The sequence below is a fragment of the Asanoa hainanensis genome (genome assembly GCF_900188485.1).
GTDB lineage: Bacteria > Actinomycetota > Actinomycetes > Mycobacteriales > Micromonosporaceae > Asanoa > Asanoa hainanensis.
Genome location: NZ_FZPH01000035.1, coordinates 1 through 23,484, shown reverse-complemented (window position 1 = coordinate 23,484; position 23,484 = coordinate 1). Strand labels below are relative to the sequence as shown.

Genomic DNA, 23,484 nt, shown 5'->3' with positions numbered 1-23,484 from the left:
TCATGTGTTCGTGTTCTGTCGGCGTATTGCCTGGTCAATCCCGGTGCGGACGAGTCCGGCTTGGTCCCCGTACGAGTCGAGTCTGACTCCCGCCCTCCTACCCCTTGGCGCCGACCGCAACGTCCGACCACGCTGCAACCTGCCGTCCAGAGCCTGGCGTGACGCCCGCTCATGCCGAAATGAGGATGTTCGTCGCGCGGGTGTTCGGGGCACTATGGCGGCATGTCGTCGGAACATAGCGCGTACGTTCCCAACGAGTTGTTGGGTCGGCTCGTCGGGTTCCATCTCTTCTCGTTCCAGTTCGTCATGGACTACGTGCAACTGCGCTTCGATGGTCCGACGGCGGATATGCCGGTGCTCAACTGCGATGTGTTGCCGGTTGTCGAGACGAAGACGGGCCTCATCGCGCCGGGCCAGCTGGGCTACGCCGACGCCCTGCGAGCGTTCATTCCGAGCAACGTTGTCGCGACCGTGGAGCAGACTGGCCGTGGCCTCAGGATCGAGTTCGACGAAGCGGCGATCGTGTTGCATCCCGACATTGAGGATGTTCTTCCCGGTCCGGAGATCGCCTTGCTGGACGGCTTCGAAGACGGGCATTGGATGTGCTGGCGCCCCGGAGAGGTGTCATTCGAAGACGTTGTCTGACGCACCCTCATGCCGCGATGTGGGTGCCGTGGTGGCGTCCTGAGCCTGCGTCGTGGTCAATCCTTGAAGTGGCCGGGCCGCGGCGGTAGGTCTGGTGGGGTGGCGCGGTGGCCGAGGTTGTTGCCTCATCAGGTGGAGTTGTTGCAGCGAATAGGTGTCGGCCGGGATCCGACGACGTCGCTGGAGTCAGCGCTGGCGATCAGTGTGTATGCGCTGCGATCTCGGCGGCTGGTGAGGACTCCCCGGTCCGGTGGCGTGTGGAGGGCGGAGATCACTGACGCCGGCGGCTTCTACCTCGAACACGGCCGTCACCAAGAAACGCCGGCGCGGCCGTCGACTCGCAAGCCTGGGTCGTCGCCCGGACGCCGCGCAGCCAAATCCGCAGTGGCCGCTCCGTCAACCGGGCCGTCCTCGCGTTCCACCGGCTGAGACGCTGTGCTGTCTGGATCAGAGGGACCCGAGGTGTTCGATGACGTGGCGCGGGTGATGGCCCAGCTGGGTGGCAACACGGCTCGCTGGATGTGAGTCGGGAATCGCTGCCGCAGGCATTGCGGGTCATCGAGGCCTTGGCGTCGCGAGCATGCAACGCCGGTCATGGCTTAGACGTCACCGAGGACCAGGAACGTGGCCTGGCCGTGGTCGTCCGCGGGCGACGGTACCCGTTTGTGGTGTCCGAGGAGTTCGACACCGTCGACCATCTCCCGGATCCTGTCGAGTTGGACGCGGCCGGTGTGTATGACTGGCAGCGGGTCTCTCCGCAGCAGCGGCGGATACCGTCCGGCCCGCTGACGCTGGAGCTCGCTTACGACGGATGGCGGTCCCATGGCCGGCGCCGGCGGTGGGCCGACCGGAAACGGTGGCGGCTGGAAGACATCCTGGACAGGGTGCTGGCGGAGGTGGAGCGCCGCGCTGGTCTCGACGAGGCCGCGGACGCCGCCGCCGAACAGGCCAACGCCGATCAGCGGCGCGAGTGGGAGCAGGCCATGGACGCCGCCCGCGCCACGTGGGTCGAGGACCACAATGTCCGTGAACTCAACGCGCAGATCGCCGGATGGCGCGCAACGCAGAGCTGCTCACCGTCGACGACACCTCGTCGTCGGGGCAGCGCATTCAGCGCCCGCTCTGTGGGACTCGCGGAGCAGGAAGTTCACCGCCGTCGGCGAGCAGAGACCGTTCGACTGACGCTCGGACTCGACGTGTAGCCCGAATGGCTTCCATTGGATGGCTCGACATAGAGGCTTGCGCGGCGGCGAGTTCCGAAACGGTTTGCTCAATTTCTTCCTTTTTCCACTGCCTTGGCCCGCGAGCGACACTAAAAAACACACTGGTCAAAGCCGCCAATTCCAAATACGGAAGAAGGGTTTGAACCATGAGGCTGCCTTCGGTAACCGGACCTTCTATTACCGGCAATGTGGCGACCTTGAGCGCAGATTGAATTCGATTATGCAACGCCCCGCTCTCTTCTCGAAGAAGGTCGCGAAAGGCTATCAGGTCTTCGACTGCAGCAACGGTGTGAGTATCAGAACGAAGTCGATCGACAGTTGCCCGAAGGAGTGCGAGTATGTCCTCGGAGAGAACATGGTCGACAACAACCGACAGCGGCAGTACCTTTTTCTCTTCGGCACTGAGAGTGACGCACGAACGTGCGGCACGGATCAAGTCCCTAGGATGCCCGCCGGACCAGGCATGACAGAAGTACATCGCGGGAAAGGAAAACGCCGTTGCCCTCCTCGCCAGAAGGTCTGCCGATTCTGTTGGACCTAGACGACGCACCTCGACGACGGTGTCGAATGCCGAGTCGAAAACATCGCGGACGATCACGCCGCGTGCCGCGAAGCTGTGCATCGCGTCAGTCGAGACCGACACAAGGACGTGTACTCCTCGAATGTGGAACAGATCTTTGATGCTGTTGACAACCGCAACGACGTCTTCTGGCTTGTCCATCTTATCGAGTTCATCGATGCCAAGGATTACGGGCCGGTCGCCGATACGGGTCACGTCACGAAGAAACTGGCGGAGTCGCTCAGCGCTGTCTGCCTCGTTTGGTTCGCGTTCGGCGAGGGTCAGTTGATCTTCTCCTGAAAGCGTGAAGAAGCCCGTTTTTAGGCGCATTCCACCTTTTGCCTGGGTCGTAGTCGTGTATCGTAAGTATTCAAGTTCCTCTCGGGCTAGACGCTGAAGTACAGCGCGGCTAGAGGTTGCCAGACCGGAATCAAAGGCGAACCTATGGCGCAGCGACCAAAGTGTCGACCAGAGACTGCGAATGAACAATCCCAGCCAGATCCCTCCGGCTGCAATACACAGCACAGTTAATGTGCTCACCCGCCAGCCAGGCGACGAGTCGTAAGTCCGCTTCTCCTGGTCAATCGACCAGACAAAGAGTATGCCAATGGCAATCGCGACGAATAGGATTCCCACTCCGACGCGCCGCATCAGGCGCCGTCGCCCCTTGCTAAGGTCCGCAGTGGCGCGTATACCCGCCCCTGGATGAAGTATTTCCTGCGCGATGGTTCCATGAATCAGGCGAATTAACGCACCTGGCTCGTAACGTTTAGGCGCAGGGATCCGAACACCCACGACATCCCGTCGACCGGCGATCAACTTCTCCATCAGCGTCGACTTACCTACACCTCGCGGACCGGCTATTCCGATCGCTGAGGTAGGGTGGTCAGCGATGAATTTTGACAATTCCGTATAAGTAGACGAGGAAACCGCTTGATCGACGCCGATCCCAACGAGAGTTGGCGCATACTGAGAATTGAAGGCAGACCCCCAAGATTGTTCCTCAGGAGTCCGCTCCAAGATAATCTCTCGAAGTAGTTCCGCGACCGCATCGCCGAACGCATCATTGAGTTCTTGGTCCGCCTCTTCGCGAGCCGCGAGATTCCTTTGGCGCGGTCCGTACTCCAGTATCGACAGCCAGCCGGCGCCCGTGCTCGCGAGGAGTGAAATCCCACCTAGAATCATTAAGTAAGTGAAATTGCCGTTCGAATTCACTAAGAATGCCAAGCCGCCGAAGAACCCGACGAAAGCCACGACCAACGGTACCCAGAACCTACTTTGAGCCTTGAATGTGGTTGCTTCCCGTAGTCTTTGGAGAGCTTGAATTTGAGATGTGAGACGCTCCGCGAGAAGGTCTATGCGTTGAGCCACTTCCTCCGCAAGTCCAGCGTGAGACTCCTCGGGCTGGCGAAAGTCGTCTGGCCGATTGCGTAAGAGCCACCTCGCAACCGGCGTTGGGTCGAGCTTCAACTCCACCGTGGGTATGGTCGCTGCGCTGGCCTCTTGCAACGGAGACCCCTCTCTTCAGCCGAGCCTCCCCGGCGGCTAACTTGATCTCTATTGGGTGACCTTCTGCAATGATGGACCCGGCGACGTCCCTCCACATCGCCCTATCGTGTAGCCGCACGCCGCCTTGTAGGTCTATTCGCTTCGATTGGACGGGTTACCCAAAAGCAAGAAAGGTGCGTTCGTGGTTGTCAGGGCGAAGCGCCTTCGAGTTGATCCATCTTGCACGCGAACCACCGCACCACCACAAGAACCCTTATGGTGGCGCGATACCCAGGTGGTCGGCCCTGAAGTAGAGCAGCACCTCTCGCGTCGCGGCCGTAGAGGGATGGCTGGCGTTCACGGTGTTGTCCCCAATCCCGGACTCGCGACCGGGTGCCGGCCGCGGTTGCATGCCCTTATGTTGGCGAGTGGAGCGCATCTCGCAGGCGCATCCGGTCGCCTTCTTCGAACTGCACCCACGCCACCGACGGCAGTGTCTCATCGGGGGCCCGAGCCGTGCGTTCCCCGAGATGCGCTTCCTACCCTGACCCAGAACTCGCTGGCCTCTGTCCGTTGGGTTTGGCAATCTGCTGGACGTGTCCGGGATGATCTTCGCGCCGCAAAGCCTGCCTGAGCTGTTGGCTCATGTGGGTGCGGGCGGCCGGGTCAAATATCTGCTCTTCTGGGGTCACCAGGCCCGGCCGGGTGGTGGCGTCGGGCCTGCTTGCTTGAGCCAGTGGTGGCCGGCCCCGTTCGTGGTGGACGGGGTTCGGTACGCCACTGCCGAGCACTACATGATGGCCGGCAAGGCGCGGTTGTTCGGTGACGAGGAGCTTGCCGGGCGGATGCTCGCGGCAGCGCATCCAGGTGCGGTCAAGGCGCTGGGCAGGCAGGTCCGCAGCTTCGACGAGGCGGTCTGGGCCGAGCACCGGTTCGAGCTCGTCGTCGCCGGCAACGTGGCCAAGTTCGGCCAGCATCCGGACCTAGGGCGATTTCTCTCGGGTACGGGCAACCGGGTGCTGGTCGAAGCCAGCCCGCTGGACCGGGTCTGGGGCATCGGCCTGGCCGCCGACGACCCGGACGCATCCGACCCGACCCGATGGCGCGGCCTCAACCTGCTGGGTTTCGCATTGATGCACGCCCGCGCACGGCTCTGACGCCCGGTCAGGGCCACTGCCACGGCGACAACAACCCGCCCGCTCATTTGGCCAGCCCTCGGAGTATTTCCATGTCGGTGAGGTCTTTCTGCCGCCATGGCCGACCGTTGCGCAGGCTGGGGAACTGCTCCTTCATAGCGAGCATGCCGGCAACACTCATGGCCAGGACTGGCCTGCCATCGAGTGTCACGGGCTCCGCACCGAACGATCCGGGCGGGAACAGCCAGTCGGAGAACCGCCCAAGGGGCTGGCTGAACGATCCGTTCGACTGCCGATCAAAGTAGGCGGTGCTGAACGAGACGTCATCCCACGTGTATTCGCAGGACTCCTCTGGCGGTTGAGTGGGCAGGGCCGTGGCGCCAGCTGCTACGAGAAGCGCCTTCGAGCGCTCGGCATGAATGCGCTCGACCCAGAACTCCACGTCGCCGTGCTCGCGCGTGATCCGGCCGATTCTCGCATCGAGTCCCCAGCCGCCGAACAGCCACGCTGGGATCTCGGCTGCCTGCAGGGCAGCGACGACCTCCCGGATAACACGCAACTGCCCTTCGGCCTTCTTGTCCATGGTTGCGATCCTGGCACGCTGCTGTACGCGCCGCGATCTCGCCGGCTGGACGACTCACGGGCGTTGGCGGGTCTGGTTGGAGTAGGTTGCGGTATCGACCACTTGGGCCTTTGCGGGTGACAGCGTGAGTCGTACTTTGATGCCGTGCTCAAAACGCCCGTGCGGCAAGACTGCCGGTCCACCGCCGCCGTCATCACTGTCGCCGCTCTCCTGCTGGGCGTCTTGGCCGCGTGTACGCGTGCCGAACCGGCCTTCGATGAAGGGCGGACTCGCTCACCCGACCATTCCGTGACGGTGCGCTACACATTGCCCGGGGATGGGCTCGGAGAGACGGACGTGGTCGAGGCGATCCACGCGCTTGAGGACCGCTTGGAGAAGGCGATCACCGATGCGGGCGTCGGCGAGTTCGACGGAAACGAGCTCGGCGGCGGCGAGGCCGTCCTCTTCGCCTACGGCCCTGACGCTACGAAGCTGTTTGCCGTCATGGAGCCCGAGTTACGCGCCTTCTCGCCTAGACCGGCATATGCCATTCTCCGGTTCGGCGCCGCGGACGACGCTGCAGCCGTCGAGAAACGGATCGATCTCTGACCGACCGTGGCCTTGCCATCGTGGAGATCGGTCTCAGAAGGTCAGTGGTTGCAGCGGGATGTTCATGACGTCGCCGGGGCGGATTTCGGCGGTTCCCTCGACGAGGGTCACGCGGTAGCCCTGCTGGTGCACCCACGCCACCACCTGCTGGTCTGGTGGGGTGAGGATGACGCCGGTCTTGCCGTCGTTCATGGCGATCAACGCTTTGAGGAGTCCGACGTCCGGGGTGTATTTCAGCATGGACCGATAGTGTCGTGCGGGTCCCATCCACGGGATCAGGCGACGGGATTGCGTATCCGTCGGGGTGGATGACGGTCAGGGGGTCAGCCGAACGGCCAGCGTCGGCGAACCAGACCGCGATCCGCCCCCACCGGCCAGACGGTGAACAACATGGTGATCGCACCGGTGGTGAACGGCAAGGTCGCCCGCCTGACTTTGGCGGACTACGACGCTCAGGCGCTAGGTCTGGGCCCTCGGTTCGTCCATGTCCGCGTCTTCTAGCATCTGCCGATGCGGTGGAGGCGGAAGACGTCCGTTGTCGAGTTGTGCGCCGACCTGGCTGAGGCGATCGCCCGGCACGACGAAGGCGCGGCCCAGAAGACGTTCACAACCCTGGTCGGCGCGGTCGAGCGGGCTGACCCGGCAACGCTCACCGAGGCGCTGACCCGGCTGCGTCCAGCGCTGGCCGAGGTGCCGCTGGGCAATGGCGCGGCGCTGGCCGCGCTGGCCGCGGGGCTGGTCGAGGCCGGAGGCGACGCGACCGTCGCACTCGACGTGCTGGCCGAGCGGATCCGGTCGGGTTGGAGCAGGCGGCCCGGTTCCCCGCGCTGGCCGGCACCGACGCGGCGGAGCCGACCGACCCCGCGTCGGCGCGAGCGGTCGTCGAGCGGGTGGCCGCCGCGGGCGGGCTGGATGCCGACGAGGCGTCGCAGATCACCCAGGCCTGGTTCACCGTCAACCAGTGGATTCCCGCGCTGCTGCTGCCGCTGCAACAGAAGCGTGCCCGCGCGGCGATCCCGCAGCGGGAGCGGCTCGTCGAGGCGGCCGCACAGGCGCCCGACGAGATCGCCGACGCGCCTTGGCTGCTCGGGCTGTTGCTGGTGCTCGACGAAGAACCGCTGATCGTGGTGCACCGCGCGTCGGGTGCGGTCCACCCGGTCACCATCAGCGGCGTCGGTGACAACTTCCAGCTCTACACCCTGCTCGCGGACGCGCTGATCGGCGGTGGACTCGTCCCGGGTGTGCCGCCGGAACCCGCGTGGGTTGCCGCCGCGACCGACGGCGAGATGGCGTCGCGGACCCCGATCCACGGCCGGTTCAACCTGGTCGACGCCGGCGGTGCGTGGATCTGGGGCGAGGGCCGGCCAAGCGACATCGAGCCGGTCGCTGGGCGCCGGATCGTGGTCCTCGACGAGGCACCCTACGACCGTTCGTGGACCTACGGGCGGCTCTACCCATTGTTGGCCCCCGAGGTGCGGGTTGCCGCGGCGCTCCCGGCCGGCCAGGCGGAGCAATGGCTCCGGCTGGTCAAGCCGGCGGCAACGGGACAGCACAGCGTGCCACCCGGCGTCCGAGTCCACTTCGGAACCGGCACGCCGGAGGACTAGCAGCCGTAGTGTGCACCGGGCTGGGGCCACCCTCTCGTCGTCAGGGCCATTGCCACGCCGCCGCCAGTGCGGACGGGTCGTCGTCCGGGCGGACCAGCAGCACTTCGTCTTCGAGGTCGTCGTCGCAGGCGATGACGACGACCGGGCCGAGGAGGTGGCGCACAGCTAGCGTCGCCGCCAATGTTGTCTCGCCCGGCTTGTACAAAGTGATCTCGACCGGAGCGTCCGGATCGAGTGCGGGCTCGCTGTCGCTCAGATAAACGGTTCCCAGATCTCGCGAGTAGTCGTCCCCGTCCGGCAGGTCCAGGCCGGCGATCTCGAAGCCGAGCTGCCCATGCAGGCCGGCTTCCGCGAAGGCCGCGACGACCTGGGCCACATTGGGCCGCGCCGAGCCGGCCGATGGAACAGGCAACGCTCGCCCGTCATCCAGCAACGGCCGCGCCCGGTCGCGTTCTGGCCTATAAGCGTGGATCCAGAACTCCCAACTCACGCCGGGCAGCCTACCGACGGAACGGCGTCGCCAGGTGGTAGGAGACGCCGGTCAGCCGTTCCGAGGCCGCCCAGAGTTGGTCGCGCAAAGCGGCATCCCGTGCGGCGTCAGGGATGCGGGCCGGCGCCGGCCGGCCACGGCCCTCGGCGAAGCCGCGTGGCGCGTAGTACGAACCATTCGGGACGGACGCGTCGGTGGCCGCGAACAGCGACGACCGCGCCGCATCCTCCGCGCTCTGCCCCATGACCGCGATCAAGCCAGAAGCAGCGACGCGCACCAACGGTGACACGTGCCGCTGGAGCCCCGTGACCGCCGTGCCCGGATGCACGGCGATGCTGCGCAGCCGGTCCGTGCGGGCCGCGAGCTCCAGCGCGAACGCGACGTTGGCCAGCTTCGCCGCGCTGTACGCCCGCATCGGGCGGTAGTCCCGGTGGAAGTCCAGATTGTCCAGGTCAAGCTGGCCGCGCCGGGCGATCGCCGCGCTGACCGTGACCACTCGCGGCGCGGAAGCGGCGAGCAGCGCCGGCAGCAGCAGGCCGGTCAGGGCGAAGTGGCCAAGATGGTTGGTCCCGAAGGTCAGTTCGAATCCATCGGCCGTCAACCGCCGCTCCGGCACGGCCATCACACCAGCGTTGTTGACCAGCAGGTCGACTTGCGGGTGCGCGGCGCTGACCCGCGCGGCGAACGACCGGACCGAGGCCAGGTCGGCCAGGTCCAGCTCTCCGGTGGAGATCACGCTGCCCGGGTACGCCGTCCGCAGCCGATCCGCGGCCGCCTCCAGCACCGGCCGCCGCCGGCCCGCGAGGACGACGTGGTCCCCGCGCGAGGCCAGCCCGGCGGTGGTGGCGTACCCGATGCCAGCAGCACCACCGGTGACGATCGCGACGTTCACGACGTACCCCCTTCGGAGAAGAAGTTGACTAACTAGATAGTCAACTCAACTAACCGGTTAGTCAAGTAATATGAGCCACATGCCACCTGCCGGAGACGCCCAGGAGACCCGCCGCCGCCTGGTCGAGGCTGCCTATCAGGAGTTCGCTGCCTACGGCATAGCCGGCGCCCGGGTCGACCGGGTTGCCGCAACGGCGGGCGTCAACAAGGCGCTCATCTACTTTCACTTCAGCAACAAGGACGGCCTTTTCGCCGCGGTCTTCGAGCAGCTCGTCGGCCAGGCGCTGTCCGAGGCCCCGATGGATGCCACGAACCTCCCGGAGTACGCCGGCCGCCTGTTCGACGCCGGACAAGCGCACCCCGACGCCCTCCGCCTGGCCGCCTGGCACCGCCTCGAGCGATCCCCGGACCAGGCCCCGCTGAAGGCCGTCCTGGACGCGAACCAGTCGAAGATCGACGCGATCGCCGAAGCCCAGGCCGCCGGGCACGTGACGACCCGCTTCACCGCAGCGGAAGTCCTCGCCCTGGTCCTCACGATCGCGAACATGTGGTCGGTGCTGACCCCGGAGCTACATCTGTCCGCACCCCAGGACCCCGCCACCCGCCGCGCCCTGGTCGTCGCCGCGCTCACGACGCTGCTAGCGCCGTAAAACGCCAGTCCGGCTAGCCACTGGCGGATGCGGTGCGCCGTCCGTCCGACCCACGCTTGGGGCAGGACGAAAGGAGACCGCCGTGTCTGGGAGCGAAGGTCCGAATCGGGACCGCTGGGACGTGATCGTCGTCGGGGGTGGGCAGGCCGGCGAGACGGCCGCGCAGTACGCCAGCCAGTTCTCCGGCCTGTCGACGGTGCTGGTCGAAGAGGACCTGATCGGCGGCGAGTGCGAGTACTGGGCTTGCCGCCCGAGCAAGGCGCTCCTGCTGCCCGTCGAAGCGCAGAGCCAGGGCCGGGACCTGCCGGGCGTACGCGAGATGATCGCCGGTCGTTCGTTGGACGTGCCGGCGGTCCTGCGCCGCCGCGACGACATCGCCTTCCACTATGGAGACTCCCAGGAGGTCGACTTTCTCAAGGCAAACGGCATCGACCTCGTACGCGGACGCGGTCGCCTGGCCGGTGAGCGCACGGTCGCGGTGACCGGTTCGGACGGCGACGTGCGGACGCTCACCGCCGAGCACGCCGTGGTCCTCGCGACGGGCAGCTCGGCCTACGTGCCGCCCACCGACGGCCTCGCCGACGCGTTCCCCTGGACCTCTCGCGACGTCACCGCGCTCCGCGAGGTGCCCCGGTGGGTCGTCGTCATCGGCGGCGGCGCCGTCGCGTGCGAGTCCGTCACCTGGCTGCGCGCATTGGGCGCGGAGGCCACCCTCGTACACCGTGGCCCCACGCTCCTCAAGACGATGGAACCGTTCGCCCGCGACTTCGCGGCGCGGCACCTAGCCGAGGCGGGCATCACCGTGCTGCTCGACACGAACGTCACGCGGGTCAAGCGGCCGGACGCGGAGAACTCGGGCGTCGGTCGCCTGCACGGCGGACCCGTGACCGTCACCCTCGACAACGGCGACCAGGTCGAGGCCGACGAACTGGTGGTCGCCGTCGGGCGCCGCGGCGGCACCGACGACATCGGGCTGGAGACCGTCGGCGTTGCGGCCCCGCACGGCTACCTCGACGTCGATGACCAGCTCACCGTGGTCGGCACCGACTGGCTGTACGCGACCGGAGACCTGACCGGACGCGCCCTGCTCACCCACATGGCCAAGTACCAGGCCCGGATCGCCGGCGACGCGATCACCGCCCGGGCGGCCGGGGGTTCCGGGACCGGGGCCCTGACCACCGCCGAGTACGACGCCGTGCCCCAGGTCGTGTTCCTCGACCCGCCGATGAGCCAGGTGGGCCTGACCGAAGCCGACGCGCGGTCACGCGGCATCGACGTGGAGACGGCCGAGTTCGACATCGCGGCGGTCTCGGGCGCGGCCATCTCGCGCGAGCACTACGACGGACGGGCCAAACTGATCGTGAACCGCGCCACCGACACCCTCGTCGGTGCGACGTTCGCGGGCAGCGGCACGACGGAACTGCTGCACTCGGCCACGATCGCCATCGTCGGCCAGGTGCCGGTCAGCCGCCTCTGGCACGCGGTGCCCAGCTTCCCGACCGTCAGCGAGATCTGGCTGAAGCTGCTGGAGACGCTGCGCCAGCGACGCCGCCAACCCTGATCGGGGCTCTTCGATATTCGCCGGCCCGGCTCCCGCGGAGGACCAGAATCGGTCGAAGGGTGGCAAACACCGAGGGGAAGCGGACATGGCGCGTACGGTGGCTCAGGCGATGGTCTCGACGCTCAAGGCGTCCGGAGTCCAGCGCGTCTACGGCATTCCCGGTGACTCGCTCAACGGCTTCACCGACGCGCTGCGCCGCGATGGTGGTATGGCCTGGGAACACGTGCGCCACGAGGAGGCCGCCGCGTTCGCCGCCGCCGGTGAGGCCGCGCTGACCGGGCAGTTGGCCGTGTGCGCGGGCAGTTGCGGTCCGGGCAACCTGCATCTCATCAATGGGTTGTACGACGCCAACCGCAGCAACGTTCCGGTCCTCGCGATCGCGGCCCATATCCCGACGCCGGAGATCGGCAGCGGCTATTTCCAGGAGACCCATCCGCAGCAGTTGTTCGCCGAGTGCAGCGTCTACTGCGAGCTCGCCAGCATCCCCGAGCAGGTGCCGCGGCTGTTGGAGATGGCGATGCGGGCGGCCGTGCAGCGCCGCGGTGTGGCGGTCCTCGTCATCCCCGGCGAGATCTTCTTCGCCGACGCCGATGCCGCCGCCAGTCAGAGCCCGTGGCCGGTCGCGGTGCGCCAAGCCGAGTCGGTGATCCGGCCCGACGATGCCGCGCTCGCCGCCGCCGCGGAGGTCCTCAACCGGGCTCAGCGGGTGACCATTCTGGCCGGGGCGGGCTGTGCCGGCGCGCACGACCAGGTGATCGACATCGCCGGCACGTTGAAGGCCCCGATCGTGCACGCCATGCGGGGCAAGGAGCACATCGAGCACGACAACCCGTACGACGTCGGCATGACGGGTCTGATCGGTTTCAGCTCCGGCTACCGGGCGATGGAGCACTGCGACGCCCTGCTCATGCTCGGCACCGACTTCCCCTACCGGCCGTTCTATCCCGACGACGTGCCGGTGGTGCAGGTCGACGTGCGGGGCGAGCGCATCGGCCGCCGCGTGCCCGTCCGGGTGCCGCTGGTCGGCACGGTCAAGGACACCGTCGACGCGCTGCTGCCGCTGCTCACGTCGAAGACGGACACGAGCCACCTGGACCGGATGACGGCCCACTACCGCCGCGCCCGGGCCCGGCTGGACCGGCTGGCCGAGCCGGGCCGCGCCGGCCGACCGCTACACCCGCAACACGTCGCGGCGATGATCGACAAGCTGGCCACGGACGACGCGGTGTTCACTGTGGACGTCGGGACGCCGAGCATCTGGGCGGCGCGCTACCTGCGCCTCAACGGCCGGCGCCGGCTGGTCGGCTCGTTCACCCACGGCAGCATGGCGAACGCCCTCCCACAGGCGATGGGCGCCCAGGCCGTCGACCGCGGTCGGCAGGTCTTCGCCCTGTCCGGCGACGGCGGCCTCGCGATGCTGCTCGGCGAGCTGCTCACGCTGCGCCAGCAACGGCTGCCGGTCAAGGTCGTGGTGTTCAACAACAGCGCCCTGTCGTTCGTCGAGCTCGAGATGAAGGCCGCCGGCATCGTCACCTACGGCACCGACGTGCCCGACTCGGACTACGGCGCGATCGCCCGGGCCGCCGGCCTTTTCGGTGTGCGCGTCGACAGCGCCGACCAGCTCGAGACCGCCCTGCGCGACGCGCTGGCCCACGACGGGCCCGCGGTGGTCGACGTGCGCACGGCGCGCCAGGAGCTCTCGCTGCCGCCGAAGCTCACCTACGGTCAGATCAAAGGCTTCACCTTGTACGCCACCCGCACGATCCTGTCCGGAAACGCCGACGAGATCGTAGAACTGGCCCACACGAACCTGCGCCAACTCGACCTGGAGTAACTGAGCTGGGGCGGTCTTCGCGGAATCTCCCTACCATGGGTGCGGCATGTCGAGATCGGGCGATCCACTGCCTGAGCGGGCCCTTTCTTGGGCGCGCAATACCGCTCGCGTGACTTGGCCATATTCGCGCTCGTCGTCGGATGAAAAGAGTAGAACTGTCATCCCGCGGTAGTCGCCCCAGAGCTCGTAGGTCCTGGGTCGCCCACGCCGCAGCAGGAAAGCTGCGATTGCCAGCGCGGCTGACACACTTGCGCTGACAACTCCCAGCCAGGCGGTGACAACCTGGTAGAGCGTCGACGACGCCGTGGCCAGGGCAACCGCCAACGCGGCGACGTTGACCCACAACCGGTCGTATGGTCCGCGCGCCGTGCGGAGATTGGACAGGTCCCGGACGGGGAAGCTTCGACCTGCCACAACAAACGATTCCGTCGTGATCAAGATCCCAGGCTGCCGGTGTAGTGGACGCGACGACGATGCAGGCGCCTGGTGTGTCGCGGAACCGCCAGACACGCTCTCGTCATGTGACATTGGCATCCGCACCTCCCGTCGTTTCCGCAAGAACGGCGGCTCGCTCCGTCTCGGGCTGATCGAGCGGCGTAACGATCTTGGCCTCGGCCTGTTGCACAACACGCTGCACTATCAACGGCGCGCTCACGCCGATCAAGAACGCACCAGCGGTTCCTGAGACCTGGCCGTCGGCTCCCAAGGCTCCAGCGACGATTGCGCCGACCAGTAAACGAAGAAGAGAGCAGACCGAATACAACCAAAGGTTGAGTTCGCCGGGCGCTCGCCAAGGCCAGCTCTGGTGCTTGCGGATCGAGCCCACGAAGTTCAGGGCCTCGACGACGAATGATCCGGCCAGGCCCCACAGGACGATCTCCAGCACGCTCAACCTGACCTGCCACAAAGCGGACGTCACCGTTGGAGCGATCACAGGGTAACGGCGTTTGCTTGGTCAACTCCAGACACACCGCGCGCCGGACGTTGGAGGCTGATCTACGAGTCACTCGGCACGCTGCGCGGAGGTCCAAGGTGGCGAGTCTGGCCGACGTGGGCCCCATGAAGCGCGAGTCTCCTACCATCGGCGCATGCCGAAGGGGAAAGCCATCGCCGCACCGGGGACCGTTGGCGAGGCGATCGTCGAAATAACGTCGCCGTCGAAAGGTGCCTCCCGACGGCGGGTGCGACTTGGATCCGTCGCTCTCCTAGTCACAGGCATCGGGTTGGCAGTACTCGGGCAACTGGGTGACAACACCGACTTTTGGGCCGATCGCCCCTTCTCCACCAACCTCTACACCGGAATCGTCAGCGCATGCTTTGGCGTGCCCCTCGCGCTCGGCGTACTGCACCGGGTGAGCGCGCGACTGGCCGACGAAGCGTTGAATGCTCGAGAGCAAGCCGACACGACCGCAGCACTGCAGCGGCTTCACAGCTCGGCCGAGGGGATCGACAGGCTTCGGGACTCCCCAGGTACTTCCGATAGAGGCTGGGAACACGTTGTCGATGATTCGGTCACGTTGTGGCTCGGCCAGGACGATTTCGACGGACTGCAGAAGCAGCTTCAGGGCGCCGAAATCGGCTTCGTGCTGCGTTCGGCTCGGGATATCCAACGTGACTGGCTAACGCTGCGCGCGGCGGCGAGGAACGCGGTTGGCCTGCACGTCTGGGAACGTTCATTCACCTTCGCCGACGCTCGCGGCCGATCGTTCGACGACCTGCTGGCGTCGTTTGCCGGTGGGGCCAGCTACGGCTGGTGGGACCACTTTGCGCAAGCCGATGGCTCGTCTCCGCACTCTCGAGCCAACGAGTTCTTCGCCGGTGAGGCCTTACGCTGGGTCTGCGACGCAGGGTTGGTAATGGAGGCAATCCTCGGCCGCGACGCCGTCGACCCTGCGTGGAGGAAGGCGCGAGATCTCTGGGACGACAGGCGCCAGTCCCTCAGAGGTATGCCGTAGGCACGCGAAACCGTCCGTCGGACTCCACCGCGGAGCTCGACCTGGCCTCGGCTGCCCGTATGTGAGAGCCCAACCGTGCGGACGCGGGGCACCGACCCTCTGGATCAGGGTAGGTACACCCAGTACCATGCTCCGCCCCGGGTGGGCCCGGGGCGAAGCTTCGGTCGTGCGGGTCGGTCAGCGGCTGCGTTGTGTTTCGCCGGGTCGGCCGCTCGGGGTGAGGCCCTGGGCGGCACGCGCGGTGGTTGTCAGCGGGACGTATTCGAACCGGCCGCTCACGTCGACGACGACGTTGGACGCGCCGGATCTGTTGTAGATCTGGAACTGGTTCAGTGCGTTCACCCCGGCGGTCGTGCCGTTGGAGACTGTCTCGCCCTTGTTGGGGTTGAGCATGCTGACCGTGGGGCGCTGGCCCTCGGGCCAGACCGTCAGGTACGTGTTGGCGGTCGGAGCGACCGCCGTGACGTTGACGGACAAGGATAGGGTCTCCGGGGTGGCGGCCGCCGTCCCGTCGACGGTGCGGCTGGCACCCGCGCCGATCGCCGACGTCGTGCGGGTGTCCAGGATGCGTTGCGGAGGCACCGGTGTGAACCTCAGGCCGTCGAGAGTGTCGACGTAGTAGCCGACGACGTCGACGAGCCAGTGGGTCGTACCGCTGGTGTAGACGCCGAACATCTTCAGGCTGGGATCCGTGCAGAACAGACACCCGGTCGCCTGCACGATGGCGCTGTTGGGCCAGACGCCACCGATGCCGTAGTTGAGTGCCGAAACGCCTGACGGGGCGGGGCCGAAGCCGTCCCAAGTCGTCAGATAACCGGTGGTTCGCGGGTTGACCGCGGTCAGGTTCACCACGTACGCGGTGATGGCCGACGACCGAACCGGGTCGTCGGGGAAGTAGACCGAATACCGGATCGAGGAGCCGCCTGGCAGCGGAGCCGCGCCGTCTGCCCGGGTGTCGTCGAGCCGCCACTGCGTCGCGTCCGGGAGGTAGGTGCTGCCGGGGATTCCCTCCGTTGTGCCGCTGTAGTAGCCGGTCACATCAGCGATGACGTGCGCGCCGAGGCTGCTCTGGAAGATGTTGACGTAACCGCTCTCCCCGAGCGGCACGGTGACCGTGTTGGCGCGGGTCCACCCCTTGGCAAAGCTGATCGAGGCCGCGGTCGGCCGCGCCGATCCATCGGGGTACGCGGTCAGGTAGCCGTTGCCGCGGGCGCCGGTGACGGTCAGGTTGAGCACCACAGCCGAGACAGGCCAAAGGGGTACGCCCGCACGGCCGGCGACCTTCAGGCGCACGGTAGCGCCTTGGCCGACGATCTGCTTCGGCGCGCCATTTCCGGTGCGGGAGTCGAGAATGCGGGTCGAGGACAGCGACGTAAAGGTGCCTTGCGCACCGACGTCCGCCGCGGAGGCCGGCGACGCCACGACGGCGACAGAACCGCAAACGGCCAGAGCGGCCGCCGCGGTCCCGGCCAGGACAGTGCGCAGTAGGCGCATGATCACCCCGTTGTGGGTTGGTGGGAGTCGAGAGGGAGAGCGTTGACACCTCAACATCCATCCACGTGTCCGCGCAAGGCCGTCCGCCAGCTGGGTCAAAGGCTCGTGACCAAGCCGCCATCGATGAGTACGTCGGTGCCCGTTACGTTTCCTGCGGTCTCCGAGGCGAGGAGCAGCACGATCTGCGCGACCTCGGCCGGCCGGGTGAAGCGCGACGTCGGGGTGCCGGCCACCGCCGCCGATTTCACCGTGGCCGGGTCCAGGCCCCGCTCCGAGGCCAACGTCTCGGCCACGCCGCCGGAGCCCAGCCACAAGGCCGTCTCCACGGGTCCTGGGCTGACCGTGTTGACCCGTACCCCCGATGGTCCCAGCTCTTTCGACAGCGATTTGCAGAAGCTGCGCAGCGCGGCCTTCGCGGCGCTGTAGTCGATGACCGTGGGATCGGGCAGCGCGGCGTTCACCGAGCAGACGGTGACGATGGCCGAGGGGGCGCGCCGGAGCAGGTGGGGAATCGCGGCTCGGCTGGCGCGTACCGCGGAGAAGAGGTTGATCTCCATTGCCTGTTGCCAGTCCGCGTCGGTGACCTCGAGAAAGCCCTTGGTGCGCGGGTGCACTCCGCCGACGTTGTTGACGAGGATGTCGACGCCGCCGTAGCGGGTGACGGCTTCGTTCACGAGCGTCTGGCATCCGGCCACCGTGGTGAGATCGTCGAGGACGACCGTCACCTGACCACGGTCGGCGAGCTCGTTCAGCTCGGGTGAGCCGTGCCGTGCGCCTGCCGCGACCCGTACACCCTCCTGGATCAGTGCTTGCGTCACCGCGAGCCCGATGCCTTTGCTGGCGCCGGTGACCACCGCGGTCCGGCCGGTGAGGTCGAGGTTCACAGCGACTGTTCCCTGAGCCAGGCCAGGCAGGTGCCGGCGACCTCGCGCCAGCCGGAGTCGATGGTCAGCGAGTGCGCGCGATCGGGGAAGGTCTTGATGTCGGTGACGGCGTCGGAGTGGCGGTACTGCTTGAGCGTCGCGCGGGTGACCGTCTCGGGGACGGTGTGGTCCTTTCCGCTGGCGATCAGCAGCAGCGGCCCGCGGGTCTGGTTGTCGGTCGCGACCTCGGCCGGCGAGTGTGGGTTGAAGTTCGCGGCGGCGGCCTCGAAGAGCGGTCGTCCCGGAGCGGGGATGGTCCACCGCTGGAAGAGCTCGTTCGACTCCTCTTCCGAGACGGTGTTCGCGAAGGCGTAGCGGAACTGCTCGGCGGTCAGTGACACGGCCCGATGGCGGTTCGCGGGGTTCTTGAACACAGGCAGCGTGGACCGAAGCGCCGACAGGGGCAGGGGAAGCACGCCCTTGATCTGTGCGGCGTCGATCGCGATGGCGGCCAGCGCACGGTCCTGGCCCAGGAGCTTCTGCGCGATCATCCCGCCGAACGAGTGCCCGACGAGGATCGGCGCCGTCGGAAGCTGTTCGATGATGCCGGCGAAGTGCGTCACCACGTCGTCGATGCCGTGGTCCGCGATCGCGTCGGGGTTCGCCCGCGAGGCGTCGACCGTGTCGCCGTCGCCGGGCCAGCCAGGAGCGTGTGGCTCGTAGCCGGCGGCACGGAACAGCTGAACCCACGGGTCCCAGGACGAAGCGTGCAGCCAAAGACCATGGATGAAGAGGACGGGCGTTGCCACTGTTGTCTCCACTCGTAAGAAGCCGGGCGCCGAGGCGATCCCGACGACGGTAGGACGGTGGAGGATCCGTGGGCTTCAGTCAGGTGACTGCATGCTCAAGGCCGCGGCCAACTCATGGCGAGAGGCGATGCCCAGCTTCGGGAACATGCGGTACAGGTGAGAGCCGACCGTGCGGTGGGACAGGAACAGGCGCTCGCCGATCTCGCGGTTGGACAGGCCCCGCGCCGCGAGCTCGGCGATCTGGGTCTCCTGCGGGGACAGCGACTCGCGCGGGTTCGACCTGGGCTGCCAGCCGCGTTCGCCGGTGGCCCGCAACTCCTGGTCGGCCTGCCGCGCCCAGGTGCGCGCGCCCAGGGCGTCGAAGGTGGCCCGCGCCGCCCGCAGGGGGGCACGGGACTCGACGACGCGGCGCTGCCGGCGCAGCCACGAGCCGTAGGCCAGCTCGACCCGGGCCTGGTGCCACGGCAACTGGCCACTCGCGCCGGCCATGGCCGCCCGGAACAGCGGTTCGGCCAGGTCCTGGTCGGCCAGCACCGCTCGGGCGTACTCCAGGGCGATGGTCGACCCGGTGGAGGCGTTCGCGACCTGTTCCACCGACGCCAACACGGACCTTGCCTCGGCATGGCGACCGGTGCGGACCGCGGCGTCGGCCAGGTAGCTGAGCGTCCACACCTGCTGCACCCGTTGAAACGCCGGATCGGTGGGTACGAACACGCGGTGCAGCTCGCCGTAAGCCTGCTCGTGCCGGTTGGCACCCAACTCGGCGATGCCACGAGCGAGCTGCACGCCGGCGAGCAGGGACGACGCGGCGTTCGGGGTCCGCAGCGCCACGAGCTCGGCCTCCGAGAGCAGGGTGTGGCGGGTGTCCCAACCCCGGCCCACCGCGTCGATCAGCGCGACGGCGATCCTGGCGGTGGCGGCCCACGAGGACTGGCCCGTCTCGTCCGCGAGGCGCATCGCCTCGTCAGCCGAGCTCGCGGCGTCGAAGACGCCCAGGTAGATCTCGGCCCACGACCGGATCGCCAGCGCTTCGGCGAGCAGACTCATCCGGCCCTGCGCGCGGAGTTCCTGGACGGGCGTCGACAGGAACGTGATGGCACGGTGGAAATCGCCTGTGCAGAACGCGGCGATGCCCAGCAGGCCGGCCAGGTCCGGTTGACCGTCGGCGTCCGCGGGCCAAAGAGCGAGCTGCTCGAGGACGATCGGCGCGTGCTCGGGGAACCCGGTGAGGGCGTAGATCGCCAGCAGCCGTGGGTCGCCGGCCGGCAGGGTCACCTCCCGCGCGGCCCGGATGATCTCGTGCCTGAGCAGCTCACCGGGATCGCGCCACCACACCCTGCGGGCCGCCCCTACCAGCAGTCGCACGGCCAGGTCGACGTCGTTCGCGCTGGTGGCCTGCCGCGCCGAGTCGACCAGGTGGCGCACCTCGGCCGGCTCCCCGGTCGAGCCGTCGTGGAAGACGCCATCGAGCCACGCCAGCCTGGACCGGTCCCGGTGCCGGAGCGTCGTCGCGTTGACCTGCGCCTTGAGCTGTTCGACGTGGTTGAACCGACCCAGCTCGTACGCGAGCTCCGCGGCGCTGAGGAGCCGGGCGGCCTGTGCCCGCGGGTCCGGGCTCAGCGCCGCCGCCCGCTCGAGCCAGGTGGCGGCGGACGCGATCGCACCGCGGCGCCGGGCGCTCCCAGCCGCCTGTTCCAGCTCGGCCGCGATCCGCTCGTCACGTCCGGACACCGAGGAGGCTCGGTGCCACACCGCCCGGTCCGGATGCCGCGCCAGCACGTGGGCGAGCGCCGCGTGCGCCTCCTGGCGTCTGGTCGGCGGCGTAGCCTGCCGAAGGGCCGAACCCACCAGCGGATGGGCGATCCGGTACTGGTCACCGTCCACGATGAGCAGCCCGTGCTCGAACGCCGGCTGTGCCGTCACGCGGTCGAGCGGTGCGCCGTGCAGGATCTCCGCGGCCGCCAGCACGTCGTTGATGTCGTCGCCGTCGTCCACCGCGGCAACGGTCAGCACCGCGCGCACGGCCGGGCCGAGGTGCTCCGCACGCGTGGCGAACGCCCGCTCCAGGCGGGTGGTCATGGGCAGGTCGTCGTCGAGCTCCGTCCAGGCGTACCGCCCTGACTCCAGCGCGCCGGCGAACTCGATGAGGGCGAGCGGGTTGCCGCGCGCCTGCCGCAGGACCCGATCGCGCACCGCCGGGGGCAGGTGCGGCGCCCGTCCCTCCAGCAACACCGCCGACGCGGCCTCGTCGATGCCGTCGAGGTTGGTCCACTCGATCGTGTTGGCGTCGGTGAACGGCAGGGACTCAGGTCGCGCCGCGCACAGCACGATCACCCGCTCGCTGGCGATGCGGCGGCAGACGAAGGCGAACGCGTCGATGGACGGCCGGTCCATCCAGTGCAGGTCGTCCAGGGACAGGAGGACGGGTGCCTGTCGCGACGAGTCGACCAGCAACTCCAACGCCGCCAGGTAGGCGAAGAACGGGTTGACCTCGACCGAGTCGCTCATGGCGAAGCAGGCGAGCAGCGCCGCCCGCTGCGTGGCCGGGAGCTCGTCGACGCGCGGCAACACGGGCCGCAGCGCCTGGTGGAGGCCGGCGAAGGGCAGGTGCGTCTCGGACTGACTGCCCCGCGCGTGCAGGACGGTGAACCCGAGCGTGCGCGCCTGCTCGAGAACCTCCCCCTGGAGGGCGCTCTTGCCGATGCCGGGCTCGCCGAGCAGCCCGATCGCGCGGCCCCTGGAACCCACCTCGTCCAGGTGCCGGAACAGGGATCGCAGCTCGTTGTCACGCCCGACGAGCCGCCGACCGGCGGTCACGCTCACAGGGTCGAGCATCCAGTCGGAGACCCTGACTGTCCAACGCCAGGCCCGGGTGTGAGCTATCCGTCGTCTCGGCTGCGCGGCGGCACCAGGGTTCGCAGGAGGCCGGTCGTCACGTCGTACTCGTATCCGGAGACGTTGATTTTGCCGGAGATCTGCGAACTGTTGACGAGCGTCTCGACGTCCTGGGGCACCGTCTTGGTCGGGTCGAAGACCGCCAGGTCGGCGAGGGCCGCGTCATCGAGGCCGCGGTCGGCGAACCCTTTCCGCAGCGCGGCGTCGTCCAGTCCGCGACCACAGTCCGTGTGGTGCACCACGGCGAGGTCGAACCAGTCGGCGTCGGGCGCCTTGACCTCGTGCAGGTAGCTGATCCACGCCAGGTCCTGGATCACGGCCGGCGTCACCCGTCCGCCCAGGCTCCGAGCGGGACATTGCGCTGCACCAGTTCGTCCACGTTTCGAGCTTAGGTCCGCCTCTTCGGCGCCTCCGAAAGATCCGGAAAGATCGCGCGTACGACTTTTGTCCGTCAATGTCGCCTCGGAATGATCGCTACGCAGGGTAGCTTGACGGTGACGCCTGAGCTGGGTGTCGGCTGTCGCCACTCGGCTCCCCTTTGTCCACGGGAGAGGCCTGCGGCATGAAATGGCACGGTCCGCTTTCAGGCCATTATCCCGCCGTGGCCACGATGGTCATCTCCGCCCTGATCCCGTACCTCGTGCTGTCGGCCGCTCTGCAACCGCTCACCGGGATCATCGGCGCCGACCTCGGTATGAGCGCGTACGAGGTGAACCTCGCCCAGGGCCTCGCCAACGCGGGGTACGCGCTCGGCACCGTGCTGTCCGTGCAGCTCGCCCAGCACCTGCCCCAACGTCGCATGCTGATCATCTACGGTGTGCTGCTCGTGGTCGGGTCCGTCCTCGCCGCGGCGGCGACCGGGACCGTCATGTTCATCTCCGGGCACGTCCTGCAGGGCCTGTGCACGAGCCTGTTGCTGATCGCCGCCGTGCCACCGTTGGTCACGGGCTTCCCGCCGTCGAAGATCCGCTATACGGCCGTCGTGCTCAACATGGGCATCTTCGGCGCGGTCGCGTTGGGCCCGTTGATCGGCGGCATCCAGGCCGACGCCAACGGCTGGCGGCCGCTGTTCTGGGTGATCGCGGGCATCGCCATCCTGGCGTTTGTGCTGATCCTGTTGACCTACCAGGAGGTGCCGGCCGCCGACCCGACCGCGACGCGCTCGCCGCTGCCCGTGGCACTGGCGGCCACGGGCTGCATCGCCGCGTTCTTCGGCGCCACGCAGCTGCTGACCCACCGAGAGCTCAACGCCGCCGCGCTGGCGCCGTTGACCGCCGGCGTACTGGTGATCCTCGTGCTCCTCGTCAACCAGTACTTCTCCAAACGACCATTGCTGATCGTGCGGCCTCTCACGAGCACCATGCCGGTTTCCGGCATCATCGCGGCCATGTCGGCCGCGGCGGCGTCAGTCTCCGCGATCACGCTGTCGGGCCTGATCCTGGCCGACCGTTACTCACCGCTCAAGCTCGGCCTGCTCTACCTACCCGAGTTCGGCGGCGCGGTGATCACCACGATCCTGTTCGCCATCCTGTTCACCACGAAGGGCCTGCACTACTTCGCCCTGACCGGCCTGCTCTGCCTCAGCGCCGGCATCGCGCTGATCGCCGGAACCCTTCCACCCAGCACCATCGTCACGCTGGTCGGCACGGGCCTGATCGGCGTCGGCGTCGGCGCCTCGGTGGCACCGTCGCTCTTCATCGCCGGTTTCTCGCTCCGGAACGCCGCACTGCAACGGGTGTTCGCGATCGTCGAGCTCCTCCGAGCGGTGGCCGCGTTCATGATCGCGCCGATCCTGGTCTACATCGCGACGACGGTCATGAGCAACACCGAGGATGGCGTACGCACGGCGCTGTGGATCTGCCTGGGGTTGTCCGCGGCCGGCGCGCTTGTTGGCATCGCGCTCTACTGGCTGGGCCGGGTGAAGCCGCCGACGCCGTCGCTGGCGAACTGGTTCGGCGGCGAGACCGCGTGGTACAGCCCGCCGCTGTTCGCCCGTTACCGCAAGAACGCGAAAACGCCGGAACAGCCGTCCGGTCCTCCCGAGGTCGAGGTCTCGTAAGTTGGCCGGCCACCCACCGCGACCGGGTGGATCGCGGTGGGTGCGTCCGGGTGGTCATGGCCTAGACGAGTAAGTCCTAACTACCCCTAAGTCGTGGGTACGGCGAAGGGTGTCGATGATCCGTTTGTGACGACAGACATCAACACCCTTCTGA

At 67.6% G+C, this 23,484-nt stretch carries 22 protein-coding genes; 10 read left to right on the top strand and 12 right to left on the bottom strand.

Annotated elements, in window-relative coordinates; genetic code table 11:
* Positions 1-222 precede the first annotated feature (222 nt).
* Together CHC05_RS40020 and CHC05_RS41165 are read left to right on the top strand one after the other, a co-directional pair.
* The gene (locus tag CHC05_RS40020; RefSeq protein WP_089256054.1) at positions 223-645 is read left to right on the top strand and encodes a hypothetical protein; all 423 of its coding nucleotides are present in this window, start codon (positions 223-225) and stop codon (positions 643-645) included.
* A 668-nt stretch (positions 646-1,313) separates the two neighbouring features.
* Entirely contained in the window at positions 1,314-1,847 is a 534-nt protein-coding gene (locus tag CHC05_RS41165) for a hypothetical protein (RefSeq protein WP_179266596.1), read from the top strand.
* On the opposite strand, the gene CHC05_RS41160 is transcribed toward CHC05_RS41165, so the two are convergent.
* A complete protein-coding gene (locus CHC05_RS41160) occupies positions 1,756-3,681 on the bottom strand; it encodes a hypothetical protein (RefSeq protein WP_144022998.1) in 1,926 nt (641 codons plus the stop codon). The genes CHC05_RS41165 and CHC05_RS41160 overlap by 92 nt on opposite strands.
* An 839-nt stretch (positions 3,682-4,520) precedes the next feature.
* On the opposite strand from CHC05_RS41160, the gene CHC05_RS40005 reads away from it, so the two are divergent.
* Positions 4,521-5,072 carry a riboflavin biosynthesis intermediates N-glycosidase gene (locus CHC05_RS40005; RefSeq protein ID WP_089256048.1) on the top strand — a complete coding sequence of 184 codons (552 nt, stop codon included), beginning with the start codon at positions 4,521-4,523 and terminating at the stop codon, positions 5,070-5,072.
* A 43-nt stretch (positions 5,073-5,115) separates the two neighbouring features.
* On the opposite strand, the gene CHC05_RS40000 is transcribed toward CHC05_RS40005, so the two are convergent.
* Complete coding sequence (locus CHC05_RS40000) at positions 5,116-5,634, bottom strand: nucleotidyltransferase domain-containing protein (protein WP_089256046.1); 519 nt, start codon at positions 5,632-5,634, stop codon at positions 5,116-5,118.
* Positions 5,635-5,922: 288 nt separating this feature from the next.
* Between CHC05_RS40000 and CHC05_RS39995 the strand changes: the two genes are divergently transcribed.
* Entirely contained in the window at positions 5,923-6,222 is a 300-nt protein-coding gene (locus CHC05_RS39995; protein ID WP_144022997.1) for a hypothetical protein, read from the top strand.
* A gap of 33 nt (positions 6,223-6,255) precedes the next feature.
* On the opposite strand, the gene CHC05_RS39990 is transcribed toward CHC05_RS39995, so the two are convergent.
* Positions 6,256-6,462 carry a hypothetical protein gene (locus tag CHC05_RS39990; protein ID WP_089256042.1) on the bottom strand — a complete coding sequence of 69 codons (207 nt, stop codon included), beginning with the start codon at positions 6,460-6,462 and terminating at the stop codon, positions 6,256-6,258.
* A gap of 560 nt (positions 6,463-7,022) precedes the next feature.
* On the opposite strand from CHC05_RS39990, the gene CHC05_RS39985 reads away from it, so the two are divergent.
* The gene (locus CHC05_RS39985) at positions 7,023-7,829 is read left to right on the top strand and encodes a hypothetical protein (protein WP_089256040.1); all 807 of its coding nucleotides are present in this window, start codon (positions 7,023-7,025) and stop codon (positions 7,827-7,829) included.
* A 40-nt stretch (positions 7,830-7,869) separates the two neighbouring features.
* On the opposite strand, the gene CHC05_RS39980 is transcribed toward CHC05_RS39985, so the two are convergent.
* Positions 7,870-8,319, bottom strand: coding sequence for a hypothetical protein (locus CHC05_RS39980; RefSeq protein WP_144022996.1), 450 nt, complete (start codon positions 8,317-8,319; stop codon positions 7,870-7,872).
* A 10-nt stretch (positions 8,320-8,329) separates the two neighbouring features.
* Positions 8,330-9,211, bottom strand: a complete 882-nt coding sequence (locus tag CHC05_RS39975; RefSeq protein WP_089256036.1) for an oxidoreductase — start codon at positions 9,209-9,211, stop codon at positions 8,330-8,332.
* Between the two features lie 79 nt (positions 9,212-9,290).
* On the opposite strand from CHC05_RS39975, the gene CHC05_RS39970 reads away from it, so the two are divergent.
* The 3 genes from CHC05_RS39970 (at position 9,291) to poxB (ending at position 13,255) form a co-directional block, all read left to right on the top strand.
* Positions 9,291-9,860 carry a TetR family transcriptional regulator gene (locus CHC05_RS39970; RefSeq protein WP_089256080.1) on the top strand — a complete coding sequence of 190 codons (570 nt, stop codon included), beginning with the start codon at positions 9,291-9,293 and terminating at the stop codon, positions 9,858-9,860.
* A gap of 82 nt (positions 9,861-9,942) precedes the next feature.
* The gene (locus tag CHC05_RS39965; RefSeq protein WP_089256034.1) at positions 9,943-11,421 is read left to right on the top strand and encodes a dihydrolipoyl dehydrogenase family protein; all 1,479 of its coding nucleotides are present in this window, start codon (positions 9,943-9,945) and stop codon (positions 11,419-11,421) included.
* Positions 11,422-11,506: 85 nt separating this feature from the next.
* Positions 11,507-13,255 (top strand): ubiquinone-dependent pyruvate dehydrogenase, encoded by a 1,749-nt coding sequence (poxB, locus tag CHC05_RS39960; protein ID WP_089256032.1) that lies wholly within the window; start codon positions 11,507-11,509, stop codon positions 13,253-13,255.
* 30 nt (positions 13,256-13,285) lie between these two features.
* Here the strand turns inward: poxB and CHC05_RS41155 are convergent, their stop codons facing one another.
* Positions 13,286-13,693 (bottom strand): DUF6232 family protein, encoded by a 408-nt coding sequence (locus CHC05_RS41155; RefSeq protein ID WP_144022995.1) that lies wholly within the window; start codon positions 13,691-13,693, stop codon positions 13,286-13,288.
* Positions 13,694-13,772: 79 nt separating this feature from the next.
* Positions 13,773-14,141, bottom strand: a complete 369-nt coding sequence (locus CHC05_RS39955; RefSeq protein ID WP_144022994.1) for a hypothetical protein — start codon at positions 14,139-14,141, stop codon at positions 13,773-13,775.
* A 202-nt stretch (positions 14,142-14,343) separates the two neighbouring features.
* Between CHC05_RS39955 and CHC05_RS39950 the strand changes: the two genes are divergently transcribed.
* Positions 14,344-15,210, top strand: a complete 867-nt coding sequence (locus tag CHC05_RS39950; RefSeq protein ID WP_144022993.1) for a hypothetical protein — start codon at positions 14,344-14,346, stop codon at positions 15,208-15,210.
* Between the two features lie 177 nt (positions 15,211-15,387).
* Here CHC05_RS39950 and CHC05_RS39945 read toward each other — a convergent pair whose 3' ends face one another.
* From CHC05_RS39945 to CHC05_RS39925, 5 genes are all read right to left on the bottom strand, one after another.
* Positions 15,388-16,704 (bottom strand): hypothetical protein, encoded by a 1,317-nt coding sequence (locus tag CHC05_RS39945; protein ID WP_144022992.1) that lies wholly within the window; start codon positions 16,702-16,704, stop codon positions 15,388-15,390.
* 95 nt (positions 16,705-16,799) lie between these two features.
* On the bottom strand, positions 16,800-17,558 hold the full coding sequence (locus tag CHC05_RS39940) for an SDR family NAD(P)-dependent oxidoreductase (protein WP_245871479.1): 759 nt from the start codon (positions 17,556-17,558) through the stop codon (positions 16,800-16,802).
* Between the two features lie 26 nt (positions 17,559-17,584).
* Positions 17,585-18,376: an alpha/beta hydrolase gene (locus CHC05_RS39935; protein ID WP_089256022.1), complete on the bottom strand. Its 792-nt coding sequence runs from the start codon at positions 18,374-18,376 to the stop codon at positions 17,585-17,587.
* 75 nt (positions 18,377-18,451) lie between these two features.
* Complete coding sequence (locus CHC05_RS39930; RefSeq protein ID WP_179266595.1) at positions 18,452-21,193, bottom strand: ATP-binding protein; 2,742 nt, start codon at positions 21,191-21,193, stop codon at positions 18,452-18,454.
* 62 nt (positions 21,194-21,255) lie between these two features.
* On the bottom strand, positions 21,256-21,600 hold the full coding sequence (locus CHC05_RS39925; RefSeq protein ID WP_089256018.1) for a carbonic anhydrase: 345 nt from the start codon (positions 21,598-21,600) through the stop codon (positions 21,256-21,258).
* A 281-nt stretch (positions 21,601-21,881) separates the two neighbouring features.
* Between CHC05_RS39925 and CHC05_RS39920 the strand changes: the two genes are divergently transcribed.
* Positions 21,882-23,330, top strand: coding sequence for an MFS transporter (locus tag CHC05_RS39920; protein ID WP_245871484.1), 1,449 nt, complete (start codon positions 21,882-21,884; stop codon positions 23,328-23,330).
* The last annotated feature ends 154 nt before the right edge of the window (positions 23,331-23,484 follow it).